24 protein-coding genes and 1 pseudogene are annotated in these 23,127 nt (G+C 61.4%); 4 read left to right on the top strand and 21 right to left on the bottom strand.

What is annotated here, in order from left to right; translation table 11 throughout:
- Positions 1-56: 56 nt before the first annotated feature.
- The 9 genes from DAES_RS02515 to eno all read right to left on the bottom strand — a co-directional run bounded on the left by DAES_RS02515 (position 57) and on the right by eno (position 6,019).
- Positions 57-494, bottom strand: coding sequence for a MauE/DoxX family redox-associated membrane protein (locus DAES_RS02515; RefSeq protein WP_013513467.1), 438 nt, complete (start codon positions 492-494; stop codon positions 57-59).
- Positions 491-1,024: a rhodanese-like domain-containing protein gene (locus DAES_RS16830; protein WP_013513466.1), complete on the bottom strand. Its 534-nt coding sequence runs from the start codon at positions 1,022-1,024 to the stop codon at positions 491-493. The genes DAES_RS02515 and DAES_RS16830 overlap by 4 nt, the downstream gene beginning before the upstream one ends.
- 23 nt (positions 1,025-1,047) lie before the next feature.
- Entirely contained in the window at positions 1,048-1,749 is a 702-nt protein-coding gene (locus DAES_RS02505; RefSeq protein WP_013513465.1) for a cytochrome c biogenesis CcdA family protein, read from the bottom strand.
- A 3-nt stretch (positions 1,750-1,752) separates the two neighbouring features.
- On the bottom strand, positions 1,753-2,250 hold the full coding sequence (locus tag DAES_RS02500; protein WP_407635888.1) for a thioredoxin family protein: 498 nt from the start codon (positions 2,248-2,250) through the stop codon (positions 1,753-1,755).
- 3 nt (positions 2,251-2,253) lie between these two features.
- Positions 2,254-2,622, bottom strand: a complete 369-nt coding sequence (locus DAES_RS02495) for a putative zinc-binding protein (RefSeq protein WP_013513463.1) — start codon at positions 2,620-2,622, stop codon at positions 2,254-2,256.
- A 23-nt stretch (positions 2,623-2,645) separates the two neighbouring features.
- Complete coding sequence (locus DAES_RS02490; protein ID WP_013513462.1) at positions 2,646-2,879, bottom strand: thioredoxin family protein; 234 nt, start codon at positions 2,877-2,879, stop codon at positions 2,646-2,648.
- Positions 2,880-2,889: 10 nt separating this feature from the next.
- Positions 2,890-4,191 carry a permease gene (locus DAES_RS02485; RefSeq protein ID WP_013513461.1) on the bottom strand — a complete coding sequence of 434 codons (1,302 nt, stop codon included), beginning with the start codon at positions 4,189-4,191 and terminating at the stop codon, positions 2,890-2,892.
- A gap of 60 nt (positions 4,192-4,251) precedes the next feature.
- Complete coding sequence (locus DAES_RS02480) at positions 4,252-4,500, bottom strand: ArsR/SmtB family transcription factor (RefSeq protein ID WP_049776435.1); 249 nt, start codon at positions 4,498-4,500, stop codon at positions 4,252-4,254.
- A gap of 229 nt (positions 4,501-4,729) precedes the next feature.
- Positions 4,730-6,019, bottom strand: a complete 1,290-nt coding sequence (gene eno, locus DAES_RS02475) for a phosphopyruvate hydratase (protein ID WP_013513459.1) — start codon at positions 6,017-6,019, stop codon at positions 4,730-4,732.
- A 224-nt stretch (positions 6,020-6,243) separates the two neighbouring features.
- Between eno and DAES_RS02470 the strand changes: the two genes are divergently transcribed.
- The gene (locus DAES_RS02470; RefSeq protein ID WP_013513458.1) at positions 6,244-6,831 is read left to right on the top strand and encodes a DJ-1/PfpI family protein; all 588 of its coding nucleotides are present in this window, start codon (positions 6,244-6,246) and stop codon (positions 6,829-6,831) included.
- An 87-nt stretch (positions 6,832-6,918) separates the two neighbouring features.
- On the opposite strand, the gene DAES_RS02465 is transcribed toward DAES_RS02470, so the two are convergent.
- A complete protein-coding gene (locus tag DAES_RS02465) occupies positions 6,919-7,689 on the bottom strand; it encodes a type III pantothenate kinase (protein WP_013513457.1) in 771 nt (256 codons plus the stop codon).
- 160 nt (positions 7,690-7,849) lie between these two features.
- Entirely contained in the window at positions 7,850-9,979 is a 2,130-nt protein-coding gene (locus DAES_RS02460) for a methyl-accepting chemotaxis protein (RefSeq protein WP_013513456.1), read from the bottom strand.
- Positions 9,980-10,182: 203 nt separating this feature from the next.
- Here DAES_RS02460 and DAES_RS02455 point away from each other — a divergent pair, with 203 nt between their 5' ends.
- Positions 10,183-11,229, top strand: coding sequence for a hypothetical protein (locus tag DAES_RS02455; protein ID WP_013513455.1), 1,047 nt, complete (start codon positions 10,183-10,185; stop codon positions 11,227-11,229).
- Between the two features lie 3 nt (positions 11,230-11,232).
- Positions 11,233-13,746: a cytochrome ubiquinol oxidase subunit I gene (locus DAES_RS02450; protein ID WP_013513454.1), complete on the top strand. Its 2,514-nt coding sequence runs from the start codon at positions 11,233-11,235 to the stop codon at positions 13,744-13,746.
- Positions 13,747-14,079: 333 nt separating this feature from the next.
- Here DAES_RS02450 and DAES_RS17205 read toward each other — a convergent pair.
- The 7 genes and pseudogenes from DAES_RS17205 to DAES_RS02410 all read right to left on the bottom strand — a co-directional run.
- A pseudogene (locus tag DAES_RS17205) lies at positions 14,080-15,168 on the bottom strand (IS3 family transposase); the annotation flags it as partial.
- 66 nt (positions 15,169-15,234) lie between these two features.
- Positions 15,235-16,173, bottom strand: coding sequence for a ParB N-terminal domain-containing protein (locus DAES_RS17515; RefSeq protein WP_013513452.1), 939 nt, complete (start codon positions 16,171-16,173; stop codon positions 15,235-15,237).
- A gap of 590 nt (positions 16,174-16,763) precedes the next feature.
- A complete protein-coding gene (locus DAES_RS02430; RefSeq protein WP_013513451.1) occupies positions 16,764-17,351 on the bottom strand; it encodes a Fic/DOC family protein in 588 nt (195 codons plus the stop codon).
- A gap of 435 nt (positions 17,352-17,786) precedes the next feature.
- Positions 17,787-18,023, bottom strand: a complete 237-nt coding sequence (locus DAES_RS17845) for a hypothetical protein (RefSeq protein WP_013513450.1) — start codon at positions 18,021-18,023, stop codon at positions 17,787-17,789.
- Positions 18,020-19,198 (bottom strand): Fic family protein, encoded by a 1,179-nt coding sequence (locus DAES_RS02420; RefSeq protein WP_013513449.1) that lies wholly within the window; start codon positions 19,196-19,198, stop codon positions 18,020-18,022. The genes DAES_RS17845 and DAES_RS02420 overlap by 4 nt, the downstream gene beginning before the upstream one ends.
- A gap of 258 nt (positions 19,199-19,456) precedes the next feature.
- Positions 19,457-19,732: a type II toxin-antitoxin system RelE/ParE family toxin gene (locus DAES_RS02415; protein ID WP_013513448.1), complete on the bottom strand. Its 276-nt coding sequence runs from the start codon at positions 19,730-19,732 to the stop codon at positions 19,457-19,459.
- Complete coding sequence (locus DAES_RS02410; RefSeq protein ID WP_013513447.1) at positions 19,722-19,967, bottom strand: CopG family ribbon-helix-helix protein; 246 nt, start codon at positions 19,965-19,967, stop codon at positions 19,722-19,724. The genes DAES_RS02415 and DAES_RS02410 overlap by 11 nt, the downstream gene beginning before the upstream one ends.
- A 210-nt stretch (positions 19,968-20,177) precedes the next feature.
- Between DAES_RS02410 and DAES_RS02405 the strand changes: the two genes are divergently transcribed.
- On the top strand, positions 20,178-20,555 hold the full coding sequence (locus tag DAES_RS02405) for a hypothetical protein (RefSeq protein ID WP_013513446.1): 378 nt from the start codon (positions 20,178-20,180) through the stop codon (positions 20,553-20,555).
- Here DAES_RS02405 and DAES_RS02400 read toward each other — a convergent pair.
- From DAES_RS02400 to DAES_RS02390, 3 genes are all read right to left on the bottom strand, one after another.
- Positions 20,549-21,757 (bottom strand): type 2 periplasmic-binding domain-containing protein, encoded by a 1,209-nt coding sequence (locus DAES_RS02400; RefSeq protein WP_013513445.1) that lies wholly within the window; start codon positions 21,755-21,757, stop codon positions 20,549-20,551. The two genes, DAES_RS02405 and DAES_RS02400, sit on opposite strands and share 7 nt — an antisense overlap.
- A gap of 62 nt (positions 21,758-21,819) precedes the next feature.
- Positions 21,820-22,842 carry a tyrosine-type recombinase/integrase gene (locus DAES_RS02395; RefSeq protein WP_013513444.1) on the bottom strand — a complete coding sequence of 341 codons (1,023 nt, stop codon included), beginning with the start codon at positions 22,840-22,842 and terminating at the stop codon, positions 21,820-21,822.
- Complete coding sequence (locus tag DAES_RS02390; protein ID WP_013513443.1) at positions 22,843-23,079, bottom strand: helix-turn-helix domain-containing protein; 237 nt, start codon at positions 23,077-23,079, stop codon at positions 22,843-22,845. It lies immediately after the preceding gene.
- Positions 23,080-23,127 lie beyond the last annotated feature (48 nt).

The following is a 23,127-nucleotide window of genomic DNA, read 5'->3' as shown; positions in this document are numbered from 1 at the left end:
CAGGAATATGCAACCCGCAGGGAGCGATCATGCCCCCTCCCCTGCCTGATTGTTCCTCACGCCCGGCTGGCTGCCCGTTGTTTCCACTGGGCAAGGGCTGCCGCCAGCCCGAGGAGCACGAGCAGCCCGTCGCGCAGGAGAAACCACTCCATGTCGCCGGATTCCCCCGGCGTGGTGGAAAAGCAGCCGCAACCGACATCGATCCCCCTGAGGTAATTGAAAAAAAGCATCCCCCAGAAGGCGGGCAGGAGCAGGTTGGCCAGGAGCAGGCTCCCCCAGCGCCACACCCCGGCCAGCAGCAGGAGGCCGAGCACGGCCTCAAGCCAGGGGAGCCACACGGCCACCACATTGGACGACCAGTCCGGCACCATGCGGTAGTCGCGCACGATGGCCGCGAAATCTGCCGGGTTGAGCAGCTTGTCCCAACTGGCGTAGAGGAAGACCGCTCCCAGGGCCAGCCTCAGGATCAGGGCGACAGGGGCCAGGGGGGTCATTGGCCGCAGTCGGGGCACAGGGCCGAGGGCGGCGGGTAGGCCGAATGCAGGCTCGCCCCGCCTGTTTCCGTGGGCAGTTGTTCCCTGGTCCACACGGTCCAGCCGTTGACCAGGACCCGGACATTGACCAGCCCGGCTGCGGTGAGTTTCTCGGCCAGTTCATGGCTGAGCGGGCACCGCTCGCCGTCGCAGTAGGTGATGAGGATCTCGGCCTGCCGGATTTTCGCGGCAAGGAGCGGGTACAGCTCGCCGAACTCGTCGGGCGGCAGGGAGAGCGCGCCCCTGATGTGGCCGTAGTTGTATTCGAGCCGGGTGCGGGCATCGAGAAACAGGGCGCGGCCCGAGGCAAAGAGCATGGCCGCGTCCTTGATTTCGATGGTGTCCGACCCGCCGGCGAGGTCCACTGCGCTGCTCTCGGCGTGGATCAGGGGGATTGCGTCGGGCCGCACGGCGTTGGCGGCCAGGGCCAGGATCGCGCTCAGAAGCACGATCGACATGGATTGGAACAGGATGCGGCGCAGCAGCTTCATGATTGCCTCACGTGGAAAAGGGATCAGTCGAAGAACGGCAGGGCGATGAAGTACACCCCCAGCAGGCCGATGGTCGCCCCGGCCAGACGGCGGAATCTCTGACCCGCGCTGCCAAAGGCACTGCTGGAAAGCACCCGCCTGACCCAGGCCGTGGAACTCCCGGCCAGAAGGATGGGCAGGCAGTGGCCGATGCCGAACAGGATGATGAGCAGCATGCCCGAGGCTACGCGCTCCTGGACCAGGATGATGGCCAGGATGGGGGCGATGAACCCGAAGGTGCACGACCCGGACAACACGCCGTAAGCCAGGCCCAGCACCAGCGCGCCGGTCAGTCCCCGAAGCCGCAGACGGCCCATCAAGCTGCCGGACATGGAGCAGCGGGCCACGCCGAGCATGTCCAGGGCCACCCACAGCAGCACCAGCCCCACCAGAATCGTCCACCATGACGGCACGTCGCCGAGCATCCGGCCCAGCATGGCACAGACGATGCCCACCAGGGCGATGGTGACGAACAGCCCGAAGGAGAAGAGCAGGGCGTAGGCCACGGCGCGCCGTCCGTGCACCGGCTCGTTCTGGCCGCCCACATAGCCGACGATAAGCGGGATGGAGGCCAGATGACACGGCGAGAAGAGCACGCTGACCACACCCCACAGGAAACACCCCAAGGCGGCCAGGGCCAGACCGCCCCCGATCCACTCATTGATGAGCAGGTAGAACTGGTCCATCCGCTACTCCCCGGGCATGCCCAGTTCAACGAGCTTGACCACAATATCCGCCTTGCTCATGAACCCTTCGTGGCGGAACCGCTCCCGCCCCTCGGCATCATAGAATATCTGGGTGGGAATGACGCGGATACCGTACTTCTTCACCTCGTCGTTGTATTGCCACACGTCGATGAAGACGATGGCGGCGCGGCCTTCCTGCTCGGCAGCCACCTCCTTGAGGATTGGGGCCATCATCTTGCAGGGTATGCAGGAATGCGCGCCGATGTCCACCATGGTCACCATCCCCGGCACCGGCGTGACCTGGGGACGACCGGAGAGCAGGTCTGCCACCCCGGCGGACAGGGTCGGGCTGCCCGAGGCCGGGGCCGGGTCCGCCGCCATGGCCTGGGGCGTTGTTCCGGTCGAGGCTGCCTGCGGGTCAGGATCAAGAAGATACACGGCCACGCTCGCGACCACGGCCAGGACGAGCAGCCCGGCCAGCAGGAGGGGTTTTTTCATCATTGCCTACTTCAGGATTTCGGCGGCCCTGTCGGCAGCCAGTTTGATGTTTTGCGCCGACGGCTCGGACGCGCCCTTCTTCAGCCCGATTTCGTCGAGCTGGAGATGGCTGTAGTGCGTAATCCCGGCCTCTTCCAGCGTTTTCCGGGCGCAATTGAGCGGGCAGCCGTCGATGACCAGAATGCGGTCCGCGGCCTCGGTGCTCTTGACGATGCCCGACACCCGGCCACCGATGCCGGCCAGACAGAACATCTTGCCCGTGCCCTGCCGCGTCAGCAGCCGGGCGGACTGGTCGGCTATCTCACCGACATCGGCACCGCCGGAACAAGAAAATATCAGTGTCGGGGCCGCGCTGCATGCACATGCATTACTCATTGGTTCTTCCTCACAATCGCCGGTCAGGCGAGCATTTTCTTGAGTTCGTCCACCGACGGCACCTTGCCGACCACCTTGACCTCGCCGTCCACCACCAGGGCGGGCGTGCTCATGACGCCGTACTGCATCATCTCGTTGATGTCCGCGATCTTGGTCAGTTCGTACTCGATGCCCAGCGCCTTGGCCGCGGCCTCGACGTCGTTCTTCAGCTTTTCGCACTTGGGGCAGCCGGGGCCCAGAACAAGAATCTTCTTCATTGTCGTCTCCTTATCCAAAAAAGGTTCCATACAGCATACCGCTTATGGTGGCCATGACCACCACCAGCAGCACGAACACTACCGTCTTTTGCGTACCCATGACGCTCCTGATGACCAGCATGTTGGGCAGGGACAGGGCCGGACCGGCCAGGAGCAGCGCCAGGGCCGGACCCTGGCCCATGCCGTTGCCGATAAGCCCCTGGAGGATGGGCACCTCGGTCAGAGTGGCAAAGTACATGAAGGCCCCGGCAAACGAGGCCACGAAGTTGGAGAGCAAGGAATTGCCGCCCACGGCCTGGCTGACCCACTCGGAGGGGATCAGCCCCTCATGGCCGGGCCGACCGAGCAGCATGCCCGCGATGAGCACGCCGAACAGGAGCAACGGCAGGATCTGCTTGGCAAATCCCCAGCTCTGGCCAAACCACTCGCCAAGCTCGTCCTCGCGGGTGGAGGTCAGCATGGACAGGCCGATGACTCCGGCCACAAAGGCGAGCTGCGGCATCTGCGGGAAAAGCAGCCCAAGGGCCGCGGCAGGCAGCGCGGCCAGGACCATGTGCCACAGCCGGACATTGAACCAGCCCACCAGACAAGCCGCAAAACCCAGGGCAAAGAGCGAGGTGATGATCCACTTGGCCGAGTGGATGGCGTGCCACAGGCCGGTGGCCTCGGTGGGCTTGCCCCAGTTGGCAAAGACGAGCACGCCGATCATGGTGGCGAAGTAAACCGCGTTCTGCCACAGGGGGCGGGCCACCTCCGGCTCGGGCATCTCGGCCATCCGGGCGGCCTTCGCATGCTCCTCCTTGCGGAAGAAGAAGTGCATGAGCAGCCCGATGACGATGCTGAAGACGATGGCGCCCAGGGCGCGGGCAATGCCAAGCCCCGGCCCCAGGATGCGCGCCGTGAGGATGACCGCCAGGATGTTGATGGCCGGGCCGGCGTAGAGAAAGGCCGAGGCCGGGCCAAGGCCCGCGCCCATGCGCCAGATGCCCGCAAAGAGCGGCAGGATGGTGCAGGAGCAGACGGCCAGGATGGTCCCGGAGCAGGAGGCCACGCCGTAGGCCACCGCCTTGTTGGCCTTGGGGCCGAGATATTTCATGACCGAGGCCTGGCTGATGAACACGCCGATGGCCCCGGCGATGAAGAACGCGGGCACCAGGCAGAGCAGGACATGCTCCTGCGCATAGTCTTTGGCCAGATACAACGCCTCGAACACGGCGTTGTCGAACCGCTCCCCGCCGAGGGGCAGATAGTAGAACGCCAGAAACACGCCCAGGACAACGGCCAGCGGTTTCCATTCGGTCTTCCAGGTCATTTCACGGCCTCTTTCAATGCTCTATTTGCAGGTTTCGCCAAATTATGGCTCCAAAAAAAATCACTTCGCAGCGAGCACGGCATCCACGCACTTGAAGAAATTGAGCACGCACGGCACCTTGAGCCGGTAGAACACCTGGAGCCCGCGCTTGTCGTCCACCACGATCCCGGCCTCGCGCAACACTGAGAGATGCTTGGAAACCGTGGACATGTCGTGGCCCACCAGGGCGGTCAGGTCGCAGACGCACCGCTCGCCGCGCGACAGCTCGTCCACGATCATCAGGCGGGATGGATGCCCCAACGCCTTCATGACCTTGGCCTTGCGGCGGTAGTCTTCAACAGTGTCTGTTCGAATCGGCTGCACGGGTCTGACGCTCCTTGGTGTCGTGTCTGCTTGGCAATATGACCAAATAGCGGCGCTGTCAAGGGTCAGTCTGCCTCAATCAAGAAGCGCTGTTCTCCGTGTCGGAGAACAGCGCTGTGTTTGCTCCCCTTCCCTGCCCGGCAAGGGGGCGGGTAAGGGGGTGGGGCCTGAGCTGCTATTCTTCTTCGAAGAAGCTGCTGCCGAGCACCGGGCCGTAGTAGACGCCGTCGTCGGCCAGGTCTTCCTCGATGCGCAGGAGCTGGTTGTATTTTTCGAGCCGGTCAGAGCGGGACAGGGAGCCGCTCTTGATCTGGCCCGCGTTGACGGCCACGGCGAGGTCGGCGATGTAGTGGTCGCCGGTTTCGCCCGAGCGGTGGGAAATGACCGTGGTGTAGCCCGCGGTCTTGGCCAGCTCGATGGTGTCCAGGGTCTCGGACACGGTGCCGATCTGGTTGAGCTTGATCAGGATGGAGTTGCACACGCCCCGGTCGATGCCCTCGGCCAGGATGTCCGGGTTGGTGACAAAGATGTCGTCGCCCACCAGCTGGATGCGGTCGCCCATCTTGTCGGTCTGGAGGGCAAAGCCGTCCCAGTCCGCCTCGGCCAGTCCGTCCTCGATGGAGACCAGCGGGAACTTCTCGGTGAAGTCGTCGTAGAAGTCCACAAGCTCGGCAGAGGTGAAGGTCTTGCCCTCGCCCGCCAGGACGTACTTGCCGTCCTTGTAGAACTCGCTGGCCGCGGCGTCGATGGCCAGGCAGATGTCGCGGCCCGGCTCGTAGCCCGCGGCCTCGATGGCGCGGATGATGTACTGGAAGGCTTCGGCGTGGGATTTGAGATTGGGGGCGAAACCGCCCTCGTCGCCCACCGAGGTGACGTGGCCGTCCTTGGCCAGGATGCCCTTGAGCTTATGGAAGGTCTCGGCGCCCATGCGCAGGGCCTCGGCAAAGGTCTCCGCGCCCACGGGCATGATCATGAACTCCTGGATGTCCAGGTTGTTGGGCGCGTGCTGGCCGCCGTTGATGATGTTCATCTGCGGCACGGGCAGGAGCTTGGCGTTGACGCCGCCCAGGTACTGGTAGAGGGGCAGGCCCAGGAACCGGGCTGCGGCGCGGGAGGCGGCCATGGACACGCCGAGCAGGGCGTTGGCGCCCAGGCGTTCCTTGTTCTCGGTGCCGTCCAGGCTGATGAGCGTGTTGTCCAGGGTGGTCTGGCGCAGGCAGTCCATGCCGATGACCGCCCCGGCGATCTCGCCGCGCACGTTCTCCACGGCGGTCATGACGCCCTTGCCGTCGTACCGGTCTTCCTTGTCGCGCAGCTCCAGGGCCTCGCGCGAGCCGGTGGACGCGCCCGACGGGACCGCAGCCCTGCCGATGACGCCCGACTCGAGGATGACTTCGACTTCAACCGTGGGATTGCCGCGCGAATCCAGGATTTCGCGGGCCCAGACGCCTGTAATGGTACTCATGATCGACTCCTTATGGTGATTGGAAAACTGCATTCCCGTTGATCCTGCGGATACTAGACGAATTCCGCCCGATGCTCAATCGGATATACGGAAACCTCCCGGCCTGCAGTTATATTGTCACCAGACCTACGCAGACAAATGCCGTCAAAACGCCTCGCGACTGTTGTGCCCCCCGCCGAATCGGGGTAGGAATGGGAATCCAGAAAACCCACAGGAGGATCCCCATGTCTGTCAAAAAGATACTTATGCTTGTCGGCGATTTCGTCGAGGACTACGAAGTCATGGTCCCGTTCCAGATGCTGCTCATGGTCGGCCACGAGGTCCACGCCGTGTGCCCGGGCAAGAAACCCGGCCAGACCGTGGCCACCGCGATCCACGATTTCGAGGGACACCAGACCTATTCCGAGAAACCGGGCCACAACTTCCTGGTCAACGCGGACTTCGACGCGGTGGACCCTGCCGCCTACGACGGGCTGGTCATCCCCGGCGGCCGCGCGCCCGAGTACCTGCGCCTCAATGACCGGCTGCTGGACATCGTGCGCCACTTCGCCAAGGCGGGCAAGCCCATCGCCGCCGTGTGCCACGGCCCGCAAATCCTGGTGGCCGCAGGCGTGCTCAAGGGCAAGTCCTGCACCGCCTACCCCGCAGTGCGCCCGGACCTTGAAGTAGCGGGCGCGACCTGGGTCAACACCAACGAGACCTTCAGCAACGCCCACGTGGACGACAATCTGGTCACCTCCCCGGCCTGGCCCTCCCACCCGGAGCTGATCCGCAAATTCCTTGAGCTGCTCGGCACGACCATCAAACCGTAAGCCTCCCGGCAGCAAGAAACGACCGACGGCACCGAGCGCGAGTCCGGTGCCGTCTTTCATTTTTTCAGCTATCGGCGGGGTCGCGGCCTACCTATTGTAATACGCCATCCACAGCCCTTCCATGACCAGGTCCGGGCGCAGCTCGTCGATGGACACGGCCACCTGGGCGATGGTCCGGGACAGGCCGCCGGTGGCCACCACAAAGGGGTCGTCCATGCGGGCCGAGAGTTTGGCGACAAGGCCGTCGATCATGGACGCGAAGCCGAAGACAAGGCCCTGGTTGAGGCACTCTTCAGTGCTTCTCCCCCAAGTGAGGGTGTCTGTCTCGACCCTGAGGTCGACATTGGGGAGCTTGGCCGTGTTGCTCGCCAGGGCCGAGCGCGACGAGAGCACGCCGGGGCAGATGAGCCCGCCCTTGAAGGCGTTGCCCATGACGCAGGCCAGGGTGGTGGCCGTGCCGAAATCGATGACGATGAGGTTCGCGGCGTCATAGGTCAGCCGGGCCGCGAGGCAGCCCACCAGGATGTCCGCGCCCGTCTGCTCGGGCCGGGCGTATTCGTTGATCAGGTCTATGGTGAGATCGCGCCCGGCAAAGACCGCCTCGCAGTCGAGAAACCGGCGCGCCATGCGCATGAAGAGCGGATCAAGCGGCGGCACCACCGAGGAGATGACGCACGCCTCGACGCTCCTTGGCTCCACGCCCTCGCGGGCCAGGATGGCCTCGACCTTGATCCCCCAGTCGTCGTCGGTGTTGGCCGGGCGGGTGGGCAGGGTGTAGCTCTCGCCCAGGCCCGCGTCATCGGCCAGACATATCTTGGTGTTGGTGTTGCCCGCGTCTACGAGCAGGACGGTGCCCATGGCAATCTCCTTGGTTGGGATGCCGGGCCGGGCCGCCCTGTCCGGCTGCCCCAAGGTCCGGCGCATGGGGAATTTCTACCTGTTTTCCGGCAAATGGCAAGGCCCGCGCCCATATGCTCCGGGCGCGGGCCGACAAGGATCGTCCTGTGCCGGGCAGGCGCTAGTAGCGCTCGAAACCGCCAGACATGCCGCCAGACCCGCTGCCCGATCCGCCCGCGGGCAGCGCCCTGGGTCTGGCCTGGGCTGTCCCGGCCCGGCGCACCGGGCCGGTCTCCATGCGGAAGTAGTCTATGGCCTCGCGCACCTGGGCCGCGTGGCTGGCCAGCTCTTCGGACGCTGCGGCCACGTGCTCGGACTCGGCGGTGTTCTGCTGCACCACGCGGTCCAGCTCAAGGATGGCGGCCTTGATCTGGCTGCCGCCGGAATACTGCTCGGCGCTGGCCGCTGCGATCTCCTGCACCAGCTCGGCGGTGCGGGTGATGTCCGGGACCATCTTCTCCAGCATCCGGCCCGCCTGCTCGGCAATGGACACACTGTTGCCCGAAAGCTCGCTGATCTCGGCTGCGGCCACACCGCTGCGCTCGGCCAGCTTGCGCACCTCGGCTGCCACCACAGCGAATCCCTTGCCGTGTTCGCCTGCCCGCGCCGCCTCGATGGCCGCGTTGAGGGCCAGCAGGTTGGTCTGGCGCGCGATATCCTCGACAATGGCGATCTTGTCCGCGATCAAACGCATGGCCTGCACGGTCCGGCCCACGGACTCGCCGCCCTGGCGCGCGTCGCCAGCGGCCTGCCGGGCGATCTGCTCGGTCTGGCGCGCGTTGTCCGTGTTCTGCTCGATGTTGGAGGTCATCTGTTCCATGGAGGCCGAGACCTCCTCCACGGCACTGGCCTGATTGGTCGCGCCCTCGGACAGGGACTGCGAGGTTCCGGCCAGGGCCGCGCTGCCCTGGGCCACGCTCTCGACGCCTTCCTGGACCGAGGCCACCACCCTGCGCAGCACGTCGCCCATGGAATTGAGGGCGTCGGCCAGCTCTTCCAATTCGTCACGCGGGCCGCGCTCCGGCACGGGCAGCCTGTCGAGCGAGAGGTCGCCGCTGTTGATGGCGTTCATGGAGTCGACCACCCGGCCAATGGTCCCGCTCATGGCCCTGGCAAAATACAGGGTCACCAGAATGGCGGCTGCGAGCATGAACAGGCCGACCCCGGCGGCCCAGACCTTGGTGTCGCGCAGGGCCGCGTCCACGGCCCGCTTGCCGGCCATGAACTCTTCCACAGCACCGGTGCCGATGATGACCCAGTCCCATGGCGCAAAATAGACAGCAGTCAGATAGATGTCGCGCGGCCCGGTCGCGCCCGGCTCGGTCACAGTCACGGCCCGGTCCACCGGAGTGCCGCCAGCCGCCTTGGCCTCGTCGATCAGCTCGGCGTAGACCGGTTTGCCCGCCATGTCTTTGAGGTCCAGCAAGGCCGTGCCTTCAACCTTGGCCTCGCGGTGCATCTTGACCACGCCGCGGGCATCGCCGGAGCCGCCGACCACGGTCAGGGCACCAGTGGAGCCGATGACCACGGACCTGAACCCCTCACGCAGCTGCTCCACCCCCTCCTGAAGGATGCCCACATAGAGACAGCCCAGCACCTTGCCCGACGCGTCGCGGATGGGCCGGTACTGGGTCAGATACCACGCGTTGACCACAAAGGCCGTGCCCTGGTAGGTCTCGCCGGACATGACCGTCCTGGCCACCGGGCTTGCCGCCGGGATATAGGTGCCCACCGCCCGCCTGCCGTCGGCCTTGAGGATGTTGGTGGCCACGCGCAAGAGGTCGCCCTGCCCGTCCATGGCCTGGAACACGGTGCAGGTGGTCCCGGTCAGGGTCATGATCTCGTCCACCAGGGGGGTGGGCGTGTGCGCATCGCTGTTCTGGCCCAGCCACTGACCGCCCAGGGCCATCCTGGGCAGCGACACGGTGCGCCGCTCGCCCGAGACCTGATTGACCGCCTCCCAGTCGGCCCGCTCGTCGAGCAGGCCAAGGGAGCCGTTCCTGGAAACGATGTCCAGGAGCACGCGCATGTCGTTGCCGAGCTGCTTGACCAGCGTGGCGTGCTGGGTGGCCAGCATGTTGCGGGCATCGGCCACGGCCACACCCATCTCGCTACGCGCCTGCTGATTGAAGGATTCCGTCAGCGTCCCGGCCACGGTGGCGCTCTTCCAGACCAAAATCCCCAGTATTCCCGCCGTGGTCAGCCCTATCAAGGCCGACCCCAGCAGTGTCATGCGTGCCCCTATCTTCATATTTCCCCCGTGCGGTTTTTCGATAAGCAAAACCCGGTCAACTCAGCCGAGTGCAGAGGCACTATACATGAAACATATTGTCCAAACAAGAATTATTGAATGGAGAGAAAGCCGTTTGGGCACCATCGGACCAATTATGGCCCGCCCTTGTGCATGTCCCTTAAATTCAATATATGGTGAGTCGAGACCCAAAGGAGCGCATCATGAATCCGGCATCACTCATCCCCCTGGCAGAGCCCATCCCCATCCATTGGGCGTGGTTCGACGTGCTGCTCGTGACCACCTTCACGGCGCACATCCTGTTCATGAACGCCCTGCTCGGCTCGGCGGCCATCGGACTGGTCCGCGCCCTGCGCGGCGATGGCGGGCTGGCCCGCGCGGTGGGCATGAAGTCGCCACCCCTGCTCGCCCTGACCATCAACCTGGGCGTGGCCCCGCTGCTCTTCCTCCAGGTCAACTACGGCCTGTTCGACTACGTCAGCTCCGTGCTCATGGGCGGCTGGTGGCTGGCCGTCATCGCCGCGCTCATGGTCTCCTACTACGGATTCTACGCCTTCAAGTTCGGCTACGATTCCATGAGCCCGGCCCGGCGCACCCTGCTCCTCGCCGTCTCCCTGGCCGGAACCCTCTATGTGGCCCTGATGCTCTCCACCAACATGACCCTGATGCTGCGGCCCGAATACTGGCCGCAATATTTCGACAAGGCCGGGGCCGCGTTCCTCAACTGGGGCGACCCCACCATCTACCCGCGCTTCCTGCATTTCATGGTCGGCGCGGCGGCTATCGGCGGGTTGTTCGTGGCCCTGCTTGGCCGCTGGGGCAAAAAAGACGAGTACGTGGACCTGGGCATGCTCTGGCTGACACGGGCCACCCTGGTCAATCTCGGCGTTGGGTTGTGGTTCCTCATGTCCCTGCCGCGCGAGATCCTCCTCGCCTTCATGGGCGGCAGCATCCCGGCCACCGCGACCCTGGTCATCGGCCTGGGCTGTGCGGGCATGCTCCTGGCCGCCGGGTTCCGCAAACAGCCGGTCCAGGCCACGGTCTGGGCCGTGCTCACGGTCTTCTTCATGAGCCTGACCCGCCACTGGCTGCGCAGCCTGTTCCTCAGCCCCTGGTTCCGCATCGAGGACACCCCGGTCACGGGCCAGTACTCCCCGCTCTTCCTGTTCCTCGGCTTCCTGGTGGCCGGGCTGGCAGCCGTGGGCTACATGCTCAAGCTCTACTTCAAATCGCGCGAGGGGAGGGCCTAACCCATGGAATATCCCATCTGGCAACTGACGACCCTTGGCGGCGGATTCTGGATCGCGCTCATCGCCACGGTCCATGTCTATGTGGCCCACTTCGCCGTGGGCGGCGGGCTCTTCCTGATCCTGACAGAGCGGGCGGCCTACCGCTCAGGCAACCCGCATCTGCTCGAATACGCCAAGAAACACACCAAGTTCTTCCTGCTGCTGACCATGGCGTTTGGCGCAGTCTCGGGCGTGGCCATCTGGTTCACCATCGCCCTGCTGGCCCCGCAGGCCACCATCACCCTGATCCACAACTTCGTCTTTGCCTGGGCCGCCGAGTGGGTCTGCTTCACTGGCGAGATCGTGGCCCTGATCATCTACTACTATACTTGGGAGACCATGAACCGCCGCGACCACCTCATGGTCGGCACCCTCTACTTCATCTTCGGCTGGTTCTCCCTGTTCCTCATCAACGGCATCGTCGGCTTCATGCTCACCCCTGGCGAATGGCTCCAAACCCGCGACTTCTGGGACGGCATCTTCAACCCCACCTTCTGGTCGTCGCTCGTGTTCCGATCCTTCTTCTCGGCAGCCTGCGCCGGATTGTTCAGCTTTGTCACGGCCACGCGCATCAGCGACGAGGCAACCCGCACACAGGTGCTGCGCACCTGCTCGGCCTGGACCATCGCGGGCGTGCTGGCCGTGGTGGCCACCGGATTCTGGTACATGGCCGACCTGCCGCCCGCCCAGTACGAGTTGGTGGCCCTCAAGTCCCACCGCGTGGCCGGGTTCATGCGCTGGTTCTGGATATTCGCCGGGCTGACCCTCATGGGCGGGCTGATCCTGGCCCTGCGCCTGCCCCGGCTCATGACCTTCCCCCTGGCCCTGATCGTGCTCCTGGCCGGACAGGGGCTGTTCGGCTCCTTTGAATTCATCCGCGAGGCCGGGCGCAAGCCCTACCTGATCTGGGACTACGCCTACTCCAACTCCATCCTCAAATCCCACGCCGCGGTCATTACCCAGGACGGCGCGCTGGCCAGGGCCAGATGGACCCCGCCCGACCTGCGCAACGCCATCACCGACGACAACCGCATCCAGGCCGGAGCCTTCCTCTACCAGCTCCAGTGCGCATCCTGCCACTCCATCGGCGGCCCCATGAACGACATCCGCAAACGCACCGCCATGTACGACACCAACGGCATGGACTCCTTCCTGACCGGCATGGGCAAACTCAACACCTACATGCCCCCGTTCCTGGGCACCCCGACCGAGCGCATGGCCCTGGCCGCCTACATCGCCGAGGAACTCAACCACCAGCCCGCCGTGGAACAGGCCACGATCCCGGCCCCGGCCAAGGCCACCCCGGCCCCCTTTGACCCGGACGCCGACACCCACGTCCTCCTGGCCTGGACCGACCAGGGCATGGCCTTCTACGCCCAGACCGACCGCTGGACCCTGCTGCCCCCGGCCATCACGGTCCGCGCCCAGCTCATCCTGCGCGACCCCCTGCCCGAAATCGTCACCAACGACATCACCCTGACCTACGAGGTCGATCCCGGCTTTGCGGGCGAAAACCTGACCGGCACCCTGGCCCCGCTTGAAGACAGCGGACGCTTCGAAGCCACCCTGACCGTCCGCCCCTACGAGGACGGCACCTTCAACCCGCTGCCCATGGCCACCCTCGAGGCGCGCGACGCCAACGGCCAGGTGCTGGCCGCCACCCGCGTGGCCCTGCCCGTCAGCGACCAGATGGGCTGCCGCAACTGTCACGGCGGCGGCTGGGCCCTCGACGGATCAGGCATCTCCACGGCCACGGCGGACAACATCCTGGCCGTGCACGACCGCATGAACAACACCGACCACGTGACCCGGTCCAGGAAAGGCCCCATCCTATGCGTGGAATGCCACGACGACCCCATCCAGAACGCCAGGGGCGCAGGCAACCTGCCCAACCTCTCGGCTGCCATCCACGGCGTCCACGCCGTCCATCTGGCCGGGCGCGACGCCGACGGCTCCTGCCTCAAGTGCCACCCGCAAAACACCCTGCGTGGCGGCCACGACGAGGCCGGACTGGACTGCACCAACTGCCACGGCACCATGGAGGACTTCTCCATCGCCCTGCTCAAGGGCGAACAGGCCGCAGGCAAACCCGGAGCGGACAGGCTCCTGGCCCTGATCCCGCCGCGCGCCCTGGGCACCCAGGCCGCCATCAAGCCCCGGACACCCTGGCTCAGTGAGCCGGACTGCCTGACCTGCCACGCGGACTATGCCGCGCCAGACACCACCGACGCCTTCAACGCCGGGACTGACCCCCCCGCCGCCCTGTTCGCCACCCGACGCGACGACCTGGGCGCGGTCCACTGCGCAGCCTGCCACGGCGCACCCCACGCCATCTACCCGGCCACCCAGCGCGATACCACCCAGCCCGCGCAATACACCGGCAAACCCCAAACCATCGGCGCGAACGGCTCCTGCACCGCCTGCCACCAGACCGAAATGCAAGACGCCGCCCACCACCCCGGCATGGGCGTGGAGTAAGCATGCCTCCGGCGGCCAGAGGGGGGGGGAAACCGCTTACGCTCCGCCGCAAGGAGAGGCTGGGGAAGCAGAAAGACAGAGGGCGGCGGGGATGGCGTGGATGCGCGGAAAGGCAGAGCTTTTACAGAAAGTATGGACAAAAAGAAGCCCGCCTCGTGCTGACGGCAGCCCCCTACGCTGCCATCAAGCCCTTGCTTGCACTTCGCCCTTCCTTGCGGCGGAGACCCAACACGTTTTGAAGGGGGGGGCCGGTGTAAAGTCCCCTTTCATAGGGCCAGTTAACGGTAGAGACTCCCGACAGTTTTCGGGGGGGTTGCCCAGAGGGCAGGGGGTACCCCCTGCCCTCTGGGCAGCAAAATTTATCGGCGACATATTCCCCAGGGATTCATGAGGACGTCCCTCGTTGTACTCACGGATAAAGTCCTCCGTAATGGCCCGAACTTCGCTCAGGCTGTTGAACACGTACAAATCAAGCACTTCTTCTCTGTAGGTCCGGTTGAACCGCTCGATGTATGAGTTCTGGGTGGGCTTGCCAGGCTGAATGAACTCCAGATTCACGCCATGCGATTCTGCCCAGGCCGCCATGACAGTCCCCGAGAACTCCGGACCATTGTCCATTCGCAACCTTTCGGGATAGCAGCCACGCTCTTCGGCGACCCGATCCAGCACCCTTACCACTCTTCCTGCTGGCATATTGGTATCGATTTCCACGGCCAAGGCCTCACGGTTGTAATCATCCACAGCGTTGAAAGTCCTGAAGACGCGACCGCTGTAAAGGGTGTCCCGCATGAAATCGATCGACCAGCAATGGTTTGGCGCAAGCGGCTGGGGCCACTGCCGTCCGAGAGGCTTGCGGAAGCCGCTTCTTGGCCTTGCGCTTCAGGTTCATTTTCAAGAGGCAGTAAACCCTCCAAACCTTCTTGTGGTTCCAGGGCTTGCCCTGCTGTCGAAGGACGTTGAAAAGTTTACTGAAGCCCCATGTAGGCTTTTTCTCGGCCAGTTCAGTCAAGGCTGCGATGACATCGCTATCGTCCCGCGGGTGCGGCTTGTAGGCGTAGTAGCTCCTACTGATGCCCATGGCCGCGCAGGCCTTGCGCGAGCTCAGCTCAAACGCGTTGACCATGTGCGTGACAACTTCCTTGCGTTGAACTGGCCTCAGAGTTTTTTTTCGATTACATCCTTGAGCGCCATGTTTTCCAGGCTGAGGTCGGCGAACATCTGCTTGAGCTTACGGTTCTCCGCTTCGAGATTCTTCATCCGTTGGATATCGGATGCCTCCATGCCGCCATACTTTGACTTCCACTTGTAGTACGTGGCGCTGCTCACGCCGTGCTCGCGGCAGACATCGACGACAGTCCGTCCGCCTTCCACTGCCTTCAGGATCTTGACGATCTGGTACTCACTGAACTTCGATTTACGCATACAAAACTCCTGTCCCATTTTGGGCCAGAAGTCTCTACTTGGCAATGGACCTAGTTTACGGGGACTTTACACTTGAAAGTCGAGGTTGTGGGTGAAGTTGATTAGGATATTGGTCGGAAAATAACCGCCGCCTTGGATGAATTGCTCAATCTGTTTTATGCGAGATTTCTGAACAAGGCGTTGATAGGTTGGAATACCCTTGGGATCGTCAAGCGCCCTATGGTTAACGAATGCGATTTTGAGCAAGTGTTCTGGGGTAGTAACAAAGCTATAAAAGTAGCGTCCACCGAGGCGACCCTTAATAGCTGGGACTGGTTTGTTTTTGAGGTTCGGTATTGCTTCTCCTCCACAATATTCTGCTAAAAATTGATACCGCGCAGCAGCCCCTAAGTGATTAACAATTTGATTTAGATAGTCGTATTCTCTGTCAGTAATGATTTTGATGCGATGGTCACGCGCCTTCTCTGTATCAATTTTTGACCATATAATATTTGAAGTATAAAAAATCCATATTATTTTGGGCTTAAACTCATCGCCATAATGTTTCTTAATTGAATTCGATAACCTTGTTCTTAAATTTGAAAATTCACTTAGTTCTGATGCCAGTCCCTTAGGCTTTAATTCTTCTGCGCTTTTACATTCAACTACAACTACAGTGTCATCGTCTTTAGCAAAGACATCAATTTGTTTTGATACCGTGTTCTTGCCAGACAATTTGTACTTAATTTTGAAGTTTCTTGTAGAATTTAGATCGTTAAACCCCATTTTATACAGAAGACACCACATCTTGTTCTCCACGACTTCGTCGTAGGAACGTGGCTTTTGGATTTTTATCCCTGTTTTTAGTTTTTTTACATACTCCCACCCCTCATCGAGATAGCTGTCGAGACGAGTTCTTTTAACGGTTTTGAAGTATACGGGATCTTTGCGTAGGGCATATTCTTTCTTTTTTTCGATCTCTTCTGAAACGATAGGGCCAAGAAGCATATCATTTTCTTTTGCCATGAATTTCTTCCTCAGCTTGGATCATATAGCCTGCAAATTGAAAATGGTTTGAATTGATACGCGAATCCTATACCATTTGAGGTTGCCAATTACAACGCCGAATTGGTTATCAAGATAGCTGTGGATATACACCCCCACCACCCCAGGGCATCCCCCTGCACTCAGATGTATATCAGGGTGTATACCAGGGCACGAAAAAAGCACTTATGATTATCTCATAAGTGCTTGATTTCATTTGGAGCCAGAACGGGGAATTGAACCCCGGACCTACTGATTACGAAGCCCTGGGTCAAATCTAAAAGCCTTGTAATTGTTGACTTTATTCTGGTGCGAGCGGCCAGGAATCGCCATTTCGGCACGTCCTGGTATACACTTTGTATACCAAAGGAAATCCAAGAATTTTGTGACCTTGCACTTGATTCGGGCGCCAATGATGATTTTTATGGCGAACGCGGTGTCTGTGATTTCAAACACTTATGCTACGCGCCCCTGACTGTTTGTCAGAGTTCTGCCACTCCCTCCAATATCATAAACCATTCGCCCTGAATGGGTAAACGCTCACCCAAAATAAATTTGCAGAAGAATGTGAGCTAATCCTCATAGAGGATGATGGCTTGCGCGATAAGACCACGCATGGGGGACTTGTCGCCTGACACTCCCTTGATGGACGCGTCCAGCCATCCATTTTCCAGCCTTTCTCCATCAAGCCCATATCCAGCATTCTGAGCCAGCAGAAACAGGAAATAACGGCAGGCTCGTCCATTTCCTTCCCTAAAGGGATGAGCCATGTTGAGTTCCAGCATGTAGTGGGCAGCCCGGTCCACAAAATCCTCGGCAGGGATAGCTCTGAGGTGGTTTTCCTCCGCCAGTTCAGACAAGAGGCCTGTCACGAAGCTGGCTATGAAGCGCGGATTGCAGAATTGGGTTGCGCCCTTGCTGATCGAGACATTGCGCTCATCGCCCGCCCAATCATAGACATCTTGAAACAAGTGGTGGTGGATGCGCTTGAGGTGGGGGTAGTCGAAATCGCCGTCAGGAGGAGCCTCCATCATGCGGATGGCGACTGAAATTCGTTCGAATTTGTCCAGGTCTTCTTGGGTCCGATGACCAGCCAAATTCTTCAGGACAGGCGAATCGTCGTATGTGTAGCCATCTTTATGGGCGTAGCGCGTTGTCATAATTGGGGAAACGCTCTCTCATGATTCTTTGCCGCTCTTCCAGGTTGCATCCTTTTCTGATGCACTCCTCGAATGCCGCTACCTCTTCAGGAGTCAAATGGAATCCCTCAATTGCGAGCGATGCTTTGGCGTTCCTGAAGCGATGGGCCATGATTTCCAGGCTCGTCTTCGGGCGTTTCGCCTTGGTGAAGGTGTAGTTAGACGTACTCATCATCAAACTATAAGAGATCAAGGGTTGAAAGGCAACCAACAGACATATGGGAAATGGTCAGTTTCTGGTATCATATTGATATTGCGGAATTTTGTACATTCCTGGGCGGAGAAGATGAATCCGCTTCCTATGGGGCATGCGGCAGCCTGGAGTCCGCCCCATGTCGCTTGCGTGACTGCCAGATGTCGAGCAGATGGGCCTTCGCGGCTGGCGTGATTCCGGCTTCAGCCACGGCGCTCCTTGGCCTCGACAATGATGGACTTCACGCCGCCCTCAACGAACTCCCCGGCTTCGGCCTGGGCAGCGCCCACGTGGAGTTCCTTGCGTAGTGCATCAAGCTTCATCCCGTCGACCTGCTCCTTGGCTTTGCGGGCCAGCTCGTCAGTTTCGCCGTTCGGTCCGTTTCCCGCCGTGCGCTTGCTCCGGGTGTCCTTTTCTGGAGTTGGGTAAGTCCCACTCACGATGACTCCTGGCTGAAGTTGCCGATTTCGGTCGCCAGCAGGGCACAGGTCTCGGTGTACTTGTATCGGGTGTTGCGCTGCCTTCCGGTTGTTTCCTCCACGATTGCCATTTCCATCAAGGTCCGCAGGCCCCGCATGACGGATGGCATGGACAGGCCGGTCTGTTCGCTGATGCGCTTGGGGTTCGCAGCTTGACGGATCATCATGCACTCATGCACCTGCATGACCACCTTGGAGTTCTTTCCCGACTCCACAAGACGCTGTCGGTCCTTCTGATAAATCTCCTGAAGGCTGTCGGCTGCATGGACGGCGTCAAGCGCGACGAGCCGAACCCCATCCAGAAAGAAGAGGAGCCAGGACTCCCAGTTGCCAGTCTCCCGGACTGCCTGGAGATGGGCATAGTATTCGGAACGGTATTCCTTGAGAAACAAGCTGAGGTAGAGGGTCGGCTCGTCGAGGATGCCTTCCTGCATGAGCATGAGCGGCACCAGCATGCGCCCAATGCGTCCATTGCCGTCCAAGAATGGATGAATGGTCTCGAACTGGACGTGAACCAACCCGGCCTTGAGGAGCGTGTGCAGGCCGGTTTGGTCGTCGTGGATGAATTTCTCCAGTTCGCCGATGCATCTGGCGGTCTCATGCGGCGGTGTCGGGACGAAATGCGCGTTGCCGGGACGCGTGCCGCCAAGCCAGTTCTGCGAGCGTTTGAATTCGCCGGGATTCTTGTCGCTTCCGCGCCCAGAGGCGAGCAGCACTTTGTGGATCTCCCGCATCAAGCGCGAGGAGATGGGGAACCCGTCCTCCATGACGCGCTTTCTGCCATATTCCATGGCCGCCATGTAGTTGCTGACCTCAACCACATCATCCAGGGGAACGCCTGGGATGTCCGAGTCCTCATGGGCGAGCAGGTCGGCAAGGGTCGATTGCGTTCCTTCTATCTTGGAAGAGAGGACAGCCTCCTTCCGAACATATTGGTACAGAAATAGGCCGTAGTCAGGGGCGATGCGAAGGCTGTTGAGCCTTCCGAGGGCGAGCATGGTGTCGGCTAGGGCGTTTACGAGCTTCGGCTCCATCTCGACGGGAGGAACCGGAGGCAGCGGGGCGGGGATGAAGGCTCGCACCTTCTCTTCGCCCGTCTGTGACAGGTAGTATTCGCCCGTGTTCGTTCTTTGCATGTTGTTCCTTGCTCTGTGCGTTAATTAAAAAATCCCATATTTTGTAAATTAAGGCAAGCGGGAAGTACAACTTGAAATTAACGGTAGGAGAACCTGTATATGCTCCAAGACCGCGCTGAACCGAGCCGCTCGGAATGAGCAACGGGCTTGGCCAGATGGGCGGGCTCGGTAGCGTGGTAGAAAATTCACCACCAAAGGGTAAATTTTCCATACAAATCGTCTTTCTCGTCGAGCAGGGAACGTCCTGAAATGCTCCTGCTACGGCCATCTCTGGCGGGAGTGGAGCACTCGGGCAATCTCGACGTGGTCGGTGACCTTGTACACCAAAACATACGATTGGTCGGGGATCACCAGCTCGCGGGTTCCCTTCACTTGACCTGGGCGGCCAGAGTTGGGGAATTCGGCGAGGATATCGACTGTAGCGAAGAGCCTCTTGACGAGGTGCTGACCGACGTCCTTTTCCTGAATCTCGATGAAATATCTCAGGATGGCAGCAATGTCCCGATGGGCGCTCTCCGCCCATTTAATCAACATTGTAGCCCATATCCCGGATGGTGTCCTTCACCTGATCGTGCGTCACGGTCTTGCCAGCATCCAGATCGGCCAAGCCCTTGGCAACCTGTTCCCTGAACCAGAAGTCATAGTCCAGGTAGTTGGCAACAGCATCCTTGATGATGGCAGTCCTTGACTTGCCGAGCCCCTTGGCGATCTCGTCCAGCCTGCTCAGTGTTTCAGTGTCAAACCGTGCGCTTATCGATGTCGTCTGCATAACGCGCTCTCCTTTTGTGCCACAAATGTAGCACGCTCGGTAGGGACGGGCAACCCCCGCCTGCCGAAGTGGGAATGAAGCGCAATCTATCCCCTTCTCCTGATCCTGTACACTCGATGGCGGCACAAAATTTCTGATCCTATCGCGCCGAGATAAATAGATATCATGGACAAGGTATGCCGCAAAACGAATGCGAAAACGGAGCAAAAAATGTCAAAATACCGCAACCACCCCGTCGTCCGAAACATCGTCGACGGGCTGACCGAGCTGAATCTGCCCCAGATATCATGGTCGAAGGACGTCCTCGTAGCGTCGCTGGATGGAGAGTGCCAGGCCAACACCGAGCCGGGCAACGTCTGCATCGCGCTACACTTCAACTTCGACCTTGAGGACGAGGAGTACGGGGAGCACGTGCAGATCGTCACGGTCGAGTCATGCATCAAGGGCGGCGGGACCGGGCTGGTGTCCGTAGTCATGGACTGCCTGCCCGAGGACATGAAGGTGTGCGTCTACGACTCTACCGAGGGCGAGGCCAAATCGTTCTGGCCGAAGATGGCCGCGAAGTATCCGAACATCGTGCGCTATTGATCTTCAGCCAGGAGCCGCGCCAAGACCGCCGCCTGGGCGTCTGTCTCACGCTTCCCGGCGTAGCTTCCGGCAGCGGCGTCTGCCACCTGCTCAAGGCAAAGCTGCTTCCTGGCGTCCAGGGCGACCCTTTTCGCGATCTCGTCCGACTTTGGACGCAGCGGGTGGACCTTGTGAAAGCTCCCTTCGTGCAGATAGTGCAGGGTGTGGCAGATCGCGAAGGTGTCGTGGTCCTCGAAGTCGTAGCAGGCGACCGCGAGCGTGGTCCTGCCGATCGCCAATTGCTCGTACAGGTCCGGCCTGGCGCAGGCGTCCCTGAAGAAGCCCTGCGCGGCGTCTTTCGCCAACCGTTGCGCCTCATCGTAGGTCCGTGCGGCCATCACCGCCTCGATCACCCTGCGCGCGCCCTTGTGCACGACCTCGTGCGCGATGTCCTTTGCCGCTGACGCCAGGGCTTCCAGGAGGAAGCCCTCCATCTCCTTGGCCGTGATCTTCATGCCTTCGGACTCGATGAGCGTGAGCAACTCATCGGCGATGGTGTAGGCGACCTGCCACACCTCGGCCTCTACGGCTGCCAGGACGTGCTTGGATGTGGCTCCGAACGCCCCGCCGAACGATATCGGGCTGCCTTGCTTCCAGGCCCACTGCAGGGCCATCTCCCGGCTGCCCTTGCCGCTGTAAGCGCAGATCCTGGCCATGGCTCCATGTTGCGTTCTGGCGGCTTCAGCCGCCTTGTACAGCGCGGGGATCAGGTTGTGCGAGCCTGTCAGCAGGGCGCAGTCCCGCGCGTCGCGAGTCGAGAACGCCGAGTCAGCGACATTGTCGCCCAGTATCGGCTGGGCCGTTTCCCAGAGCAGATCCTGAAGCTCCTCGTACTCGACCTCGCCGTGGGCGTGGAGGTGGGCCATGCCCACGAGCTCCTTGAGGCCGTCCTGGGCGATGTTGGCGTCCTCCCACAGAGGCATGGCGCGATAGGCCGCGTCGACGGCGAGGAGCCTGAGCGTCCTGTCGACGAGATCCTCGTGCTCGTATGGGGCGGTGCCCATGGCCTCCAGGCAGGCGTGGAGCCCAAGGTTCTCAAGGATTAATAGAAATGACGGCTGGGCATTCTCGGACTCGGTCAGGAGGACGAGCTTGGCCTTGTCCGTGGGCTGCAAGCCGTCGTTGACCAGCTTGCCCTTTGTCATCGAAAGGAAATTTGTCATGACATGTCCTGACTGGGGATGGTTGAAGCTCGCGGCAACATGACAGCACGCGAGCGGGTTGGTCACAGAGTGGGGAGCTTCTCCACGGCCTCTTTCTCGCTGTCGCCGATCAGGTGGTAGTAGACCTTGAACAGCATGTCCGGTCCGGCGTGGCCCATGAGCGAGGCCACGGCCTTGATGTCGGCCTTGTTGGCGAGCAGGCTTGAGGCGAAGAAGTGCCGCAGGTGGTAAGGCACGACCTTCTTCCCGATGCCCGATCTGCGGACGGCGGCGTTGAACCCCTTCTTGAAGCCGTTGAGCTGCTTGCCTTCGAACTCGACGATGTAGTCGCTCTCCGCAGCGTCCTGCCAGCCCCTGATCTCGGCGAGGAACTCGTCGCGCAGGGGGACGTAGCGGTCGCTCCTGGCCGTCTTGGAGCCGCGAATCCTGACGCGCTTGGCATCAAAGTCCACGTCGCTGTACTTGATCCTGAGCAGTTCGGACTTGCCGGGTCGGCAGCCGGTGCTCAGGATCAGCTTGATCGCCTTTTGGACGTGCGGCGCGGCGTGGGCCATGATGGCCCTGACGTCGTCGATGGTGATCTCCAGGTCGCGGGGCTTTTCCCGTTTCATCACTCGCTTGCGCCAGTTCGTCATCGGGTTCTTCTCGATGTGCTCGAATTCCACGCCGAAGTTGAAGATGACGTTCAGGTACGTGATGTAGCGGTTGAAGGAGCTGTTGGAGAGGTCCTTGTACTCCAGCGCCAGCTTGTCGAAATCCCTGGCCTTGAGCTTGTGGACCGGGACGTGGTTCAGCGCGGGCAGGAAGGATTTGTTCAGCCGGTTCCTGACCTCTATGAGGAACTTCCGGTCACGCCCTTTCACTTTTTCATGCTCGATGTATGCCTTGGCAAGCTCGTCCAGGTAGATGTGGCTTTCCCTGACGTCCTCGTTGCGGGTCTTCATCAGCTTGATCTCGGCATCCCGTTCCCTGGCCGCTCTCTTGGCCTCGGTTCCTTTCCCGAAGTACTCCCGTTTCGGGCTGTTGCGGTACTGAACCCTGTACTGGACGTAGAAACGTCCGTCCTGTGTCTTCCCGACGCTCACCTAGACCTCCACTGGAACGAAGCCGGGCCTGCGGGAGCGGATCGGGTTGTGGAAGCTGGCCGGGTCGGTCATGAAGTCGTCCAGGTCCTCCTTGCGATAGCGGTCCCGCTTGGGGCCGCACCTCGGGATGTCGTAGTCCTTGGCGAACTGCCTGAACTTGACGACGCTGTAGCCGCAGTACTCTGCGGCCTCCTTCTGGGTGTAGAACTGCCTCTCGACGGTGATGGGTCTGCCCATTGTCGGCATCCTCCTGGGTAAAAGGGTTTGTCCAAGCGAGGGAACAGC

The organism is Pseudodesulfovibrio aespoeensis Aspo-2, assembly GCF_000176915.2.
Classification (GTDB): Bacteria; Desulfobacterota; Desulfovibrionia; order Desulfovibrionales; family Desulfovibrionaceae; genus Pseudodesulfovibrio; species Pseudodesulfovibrio aespoeensis.
Note: the sequence above shows the minus strand (reverse complement) of the source record. Positions and strands in the feature narration are given on the sequence as shown.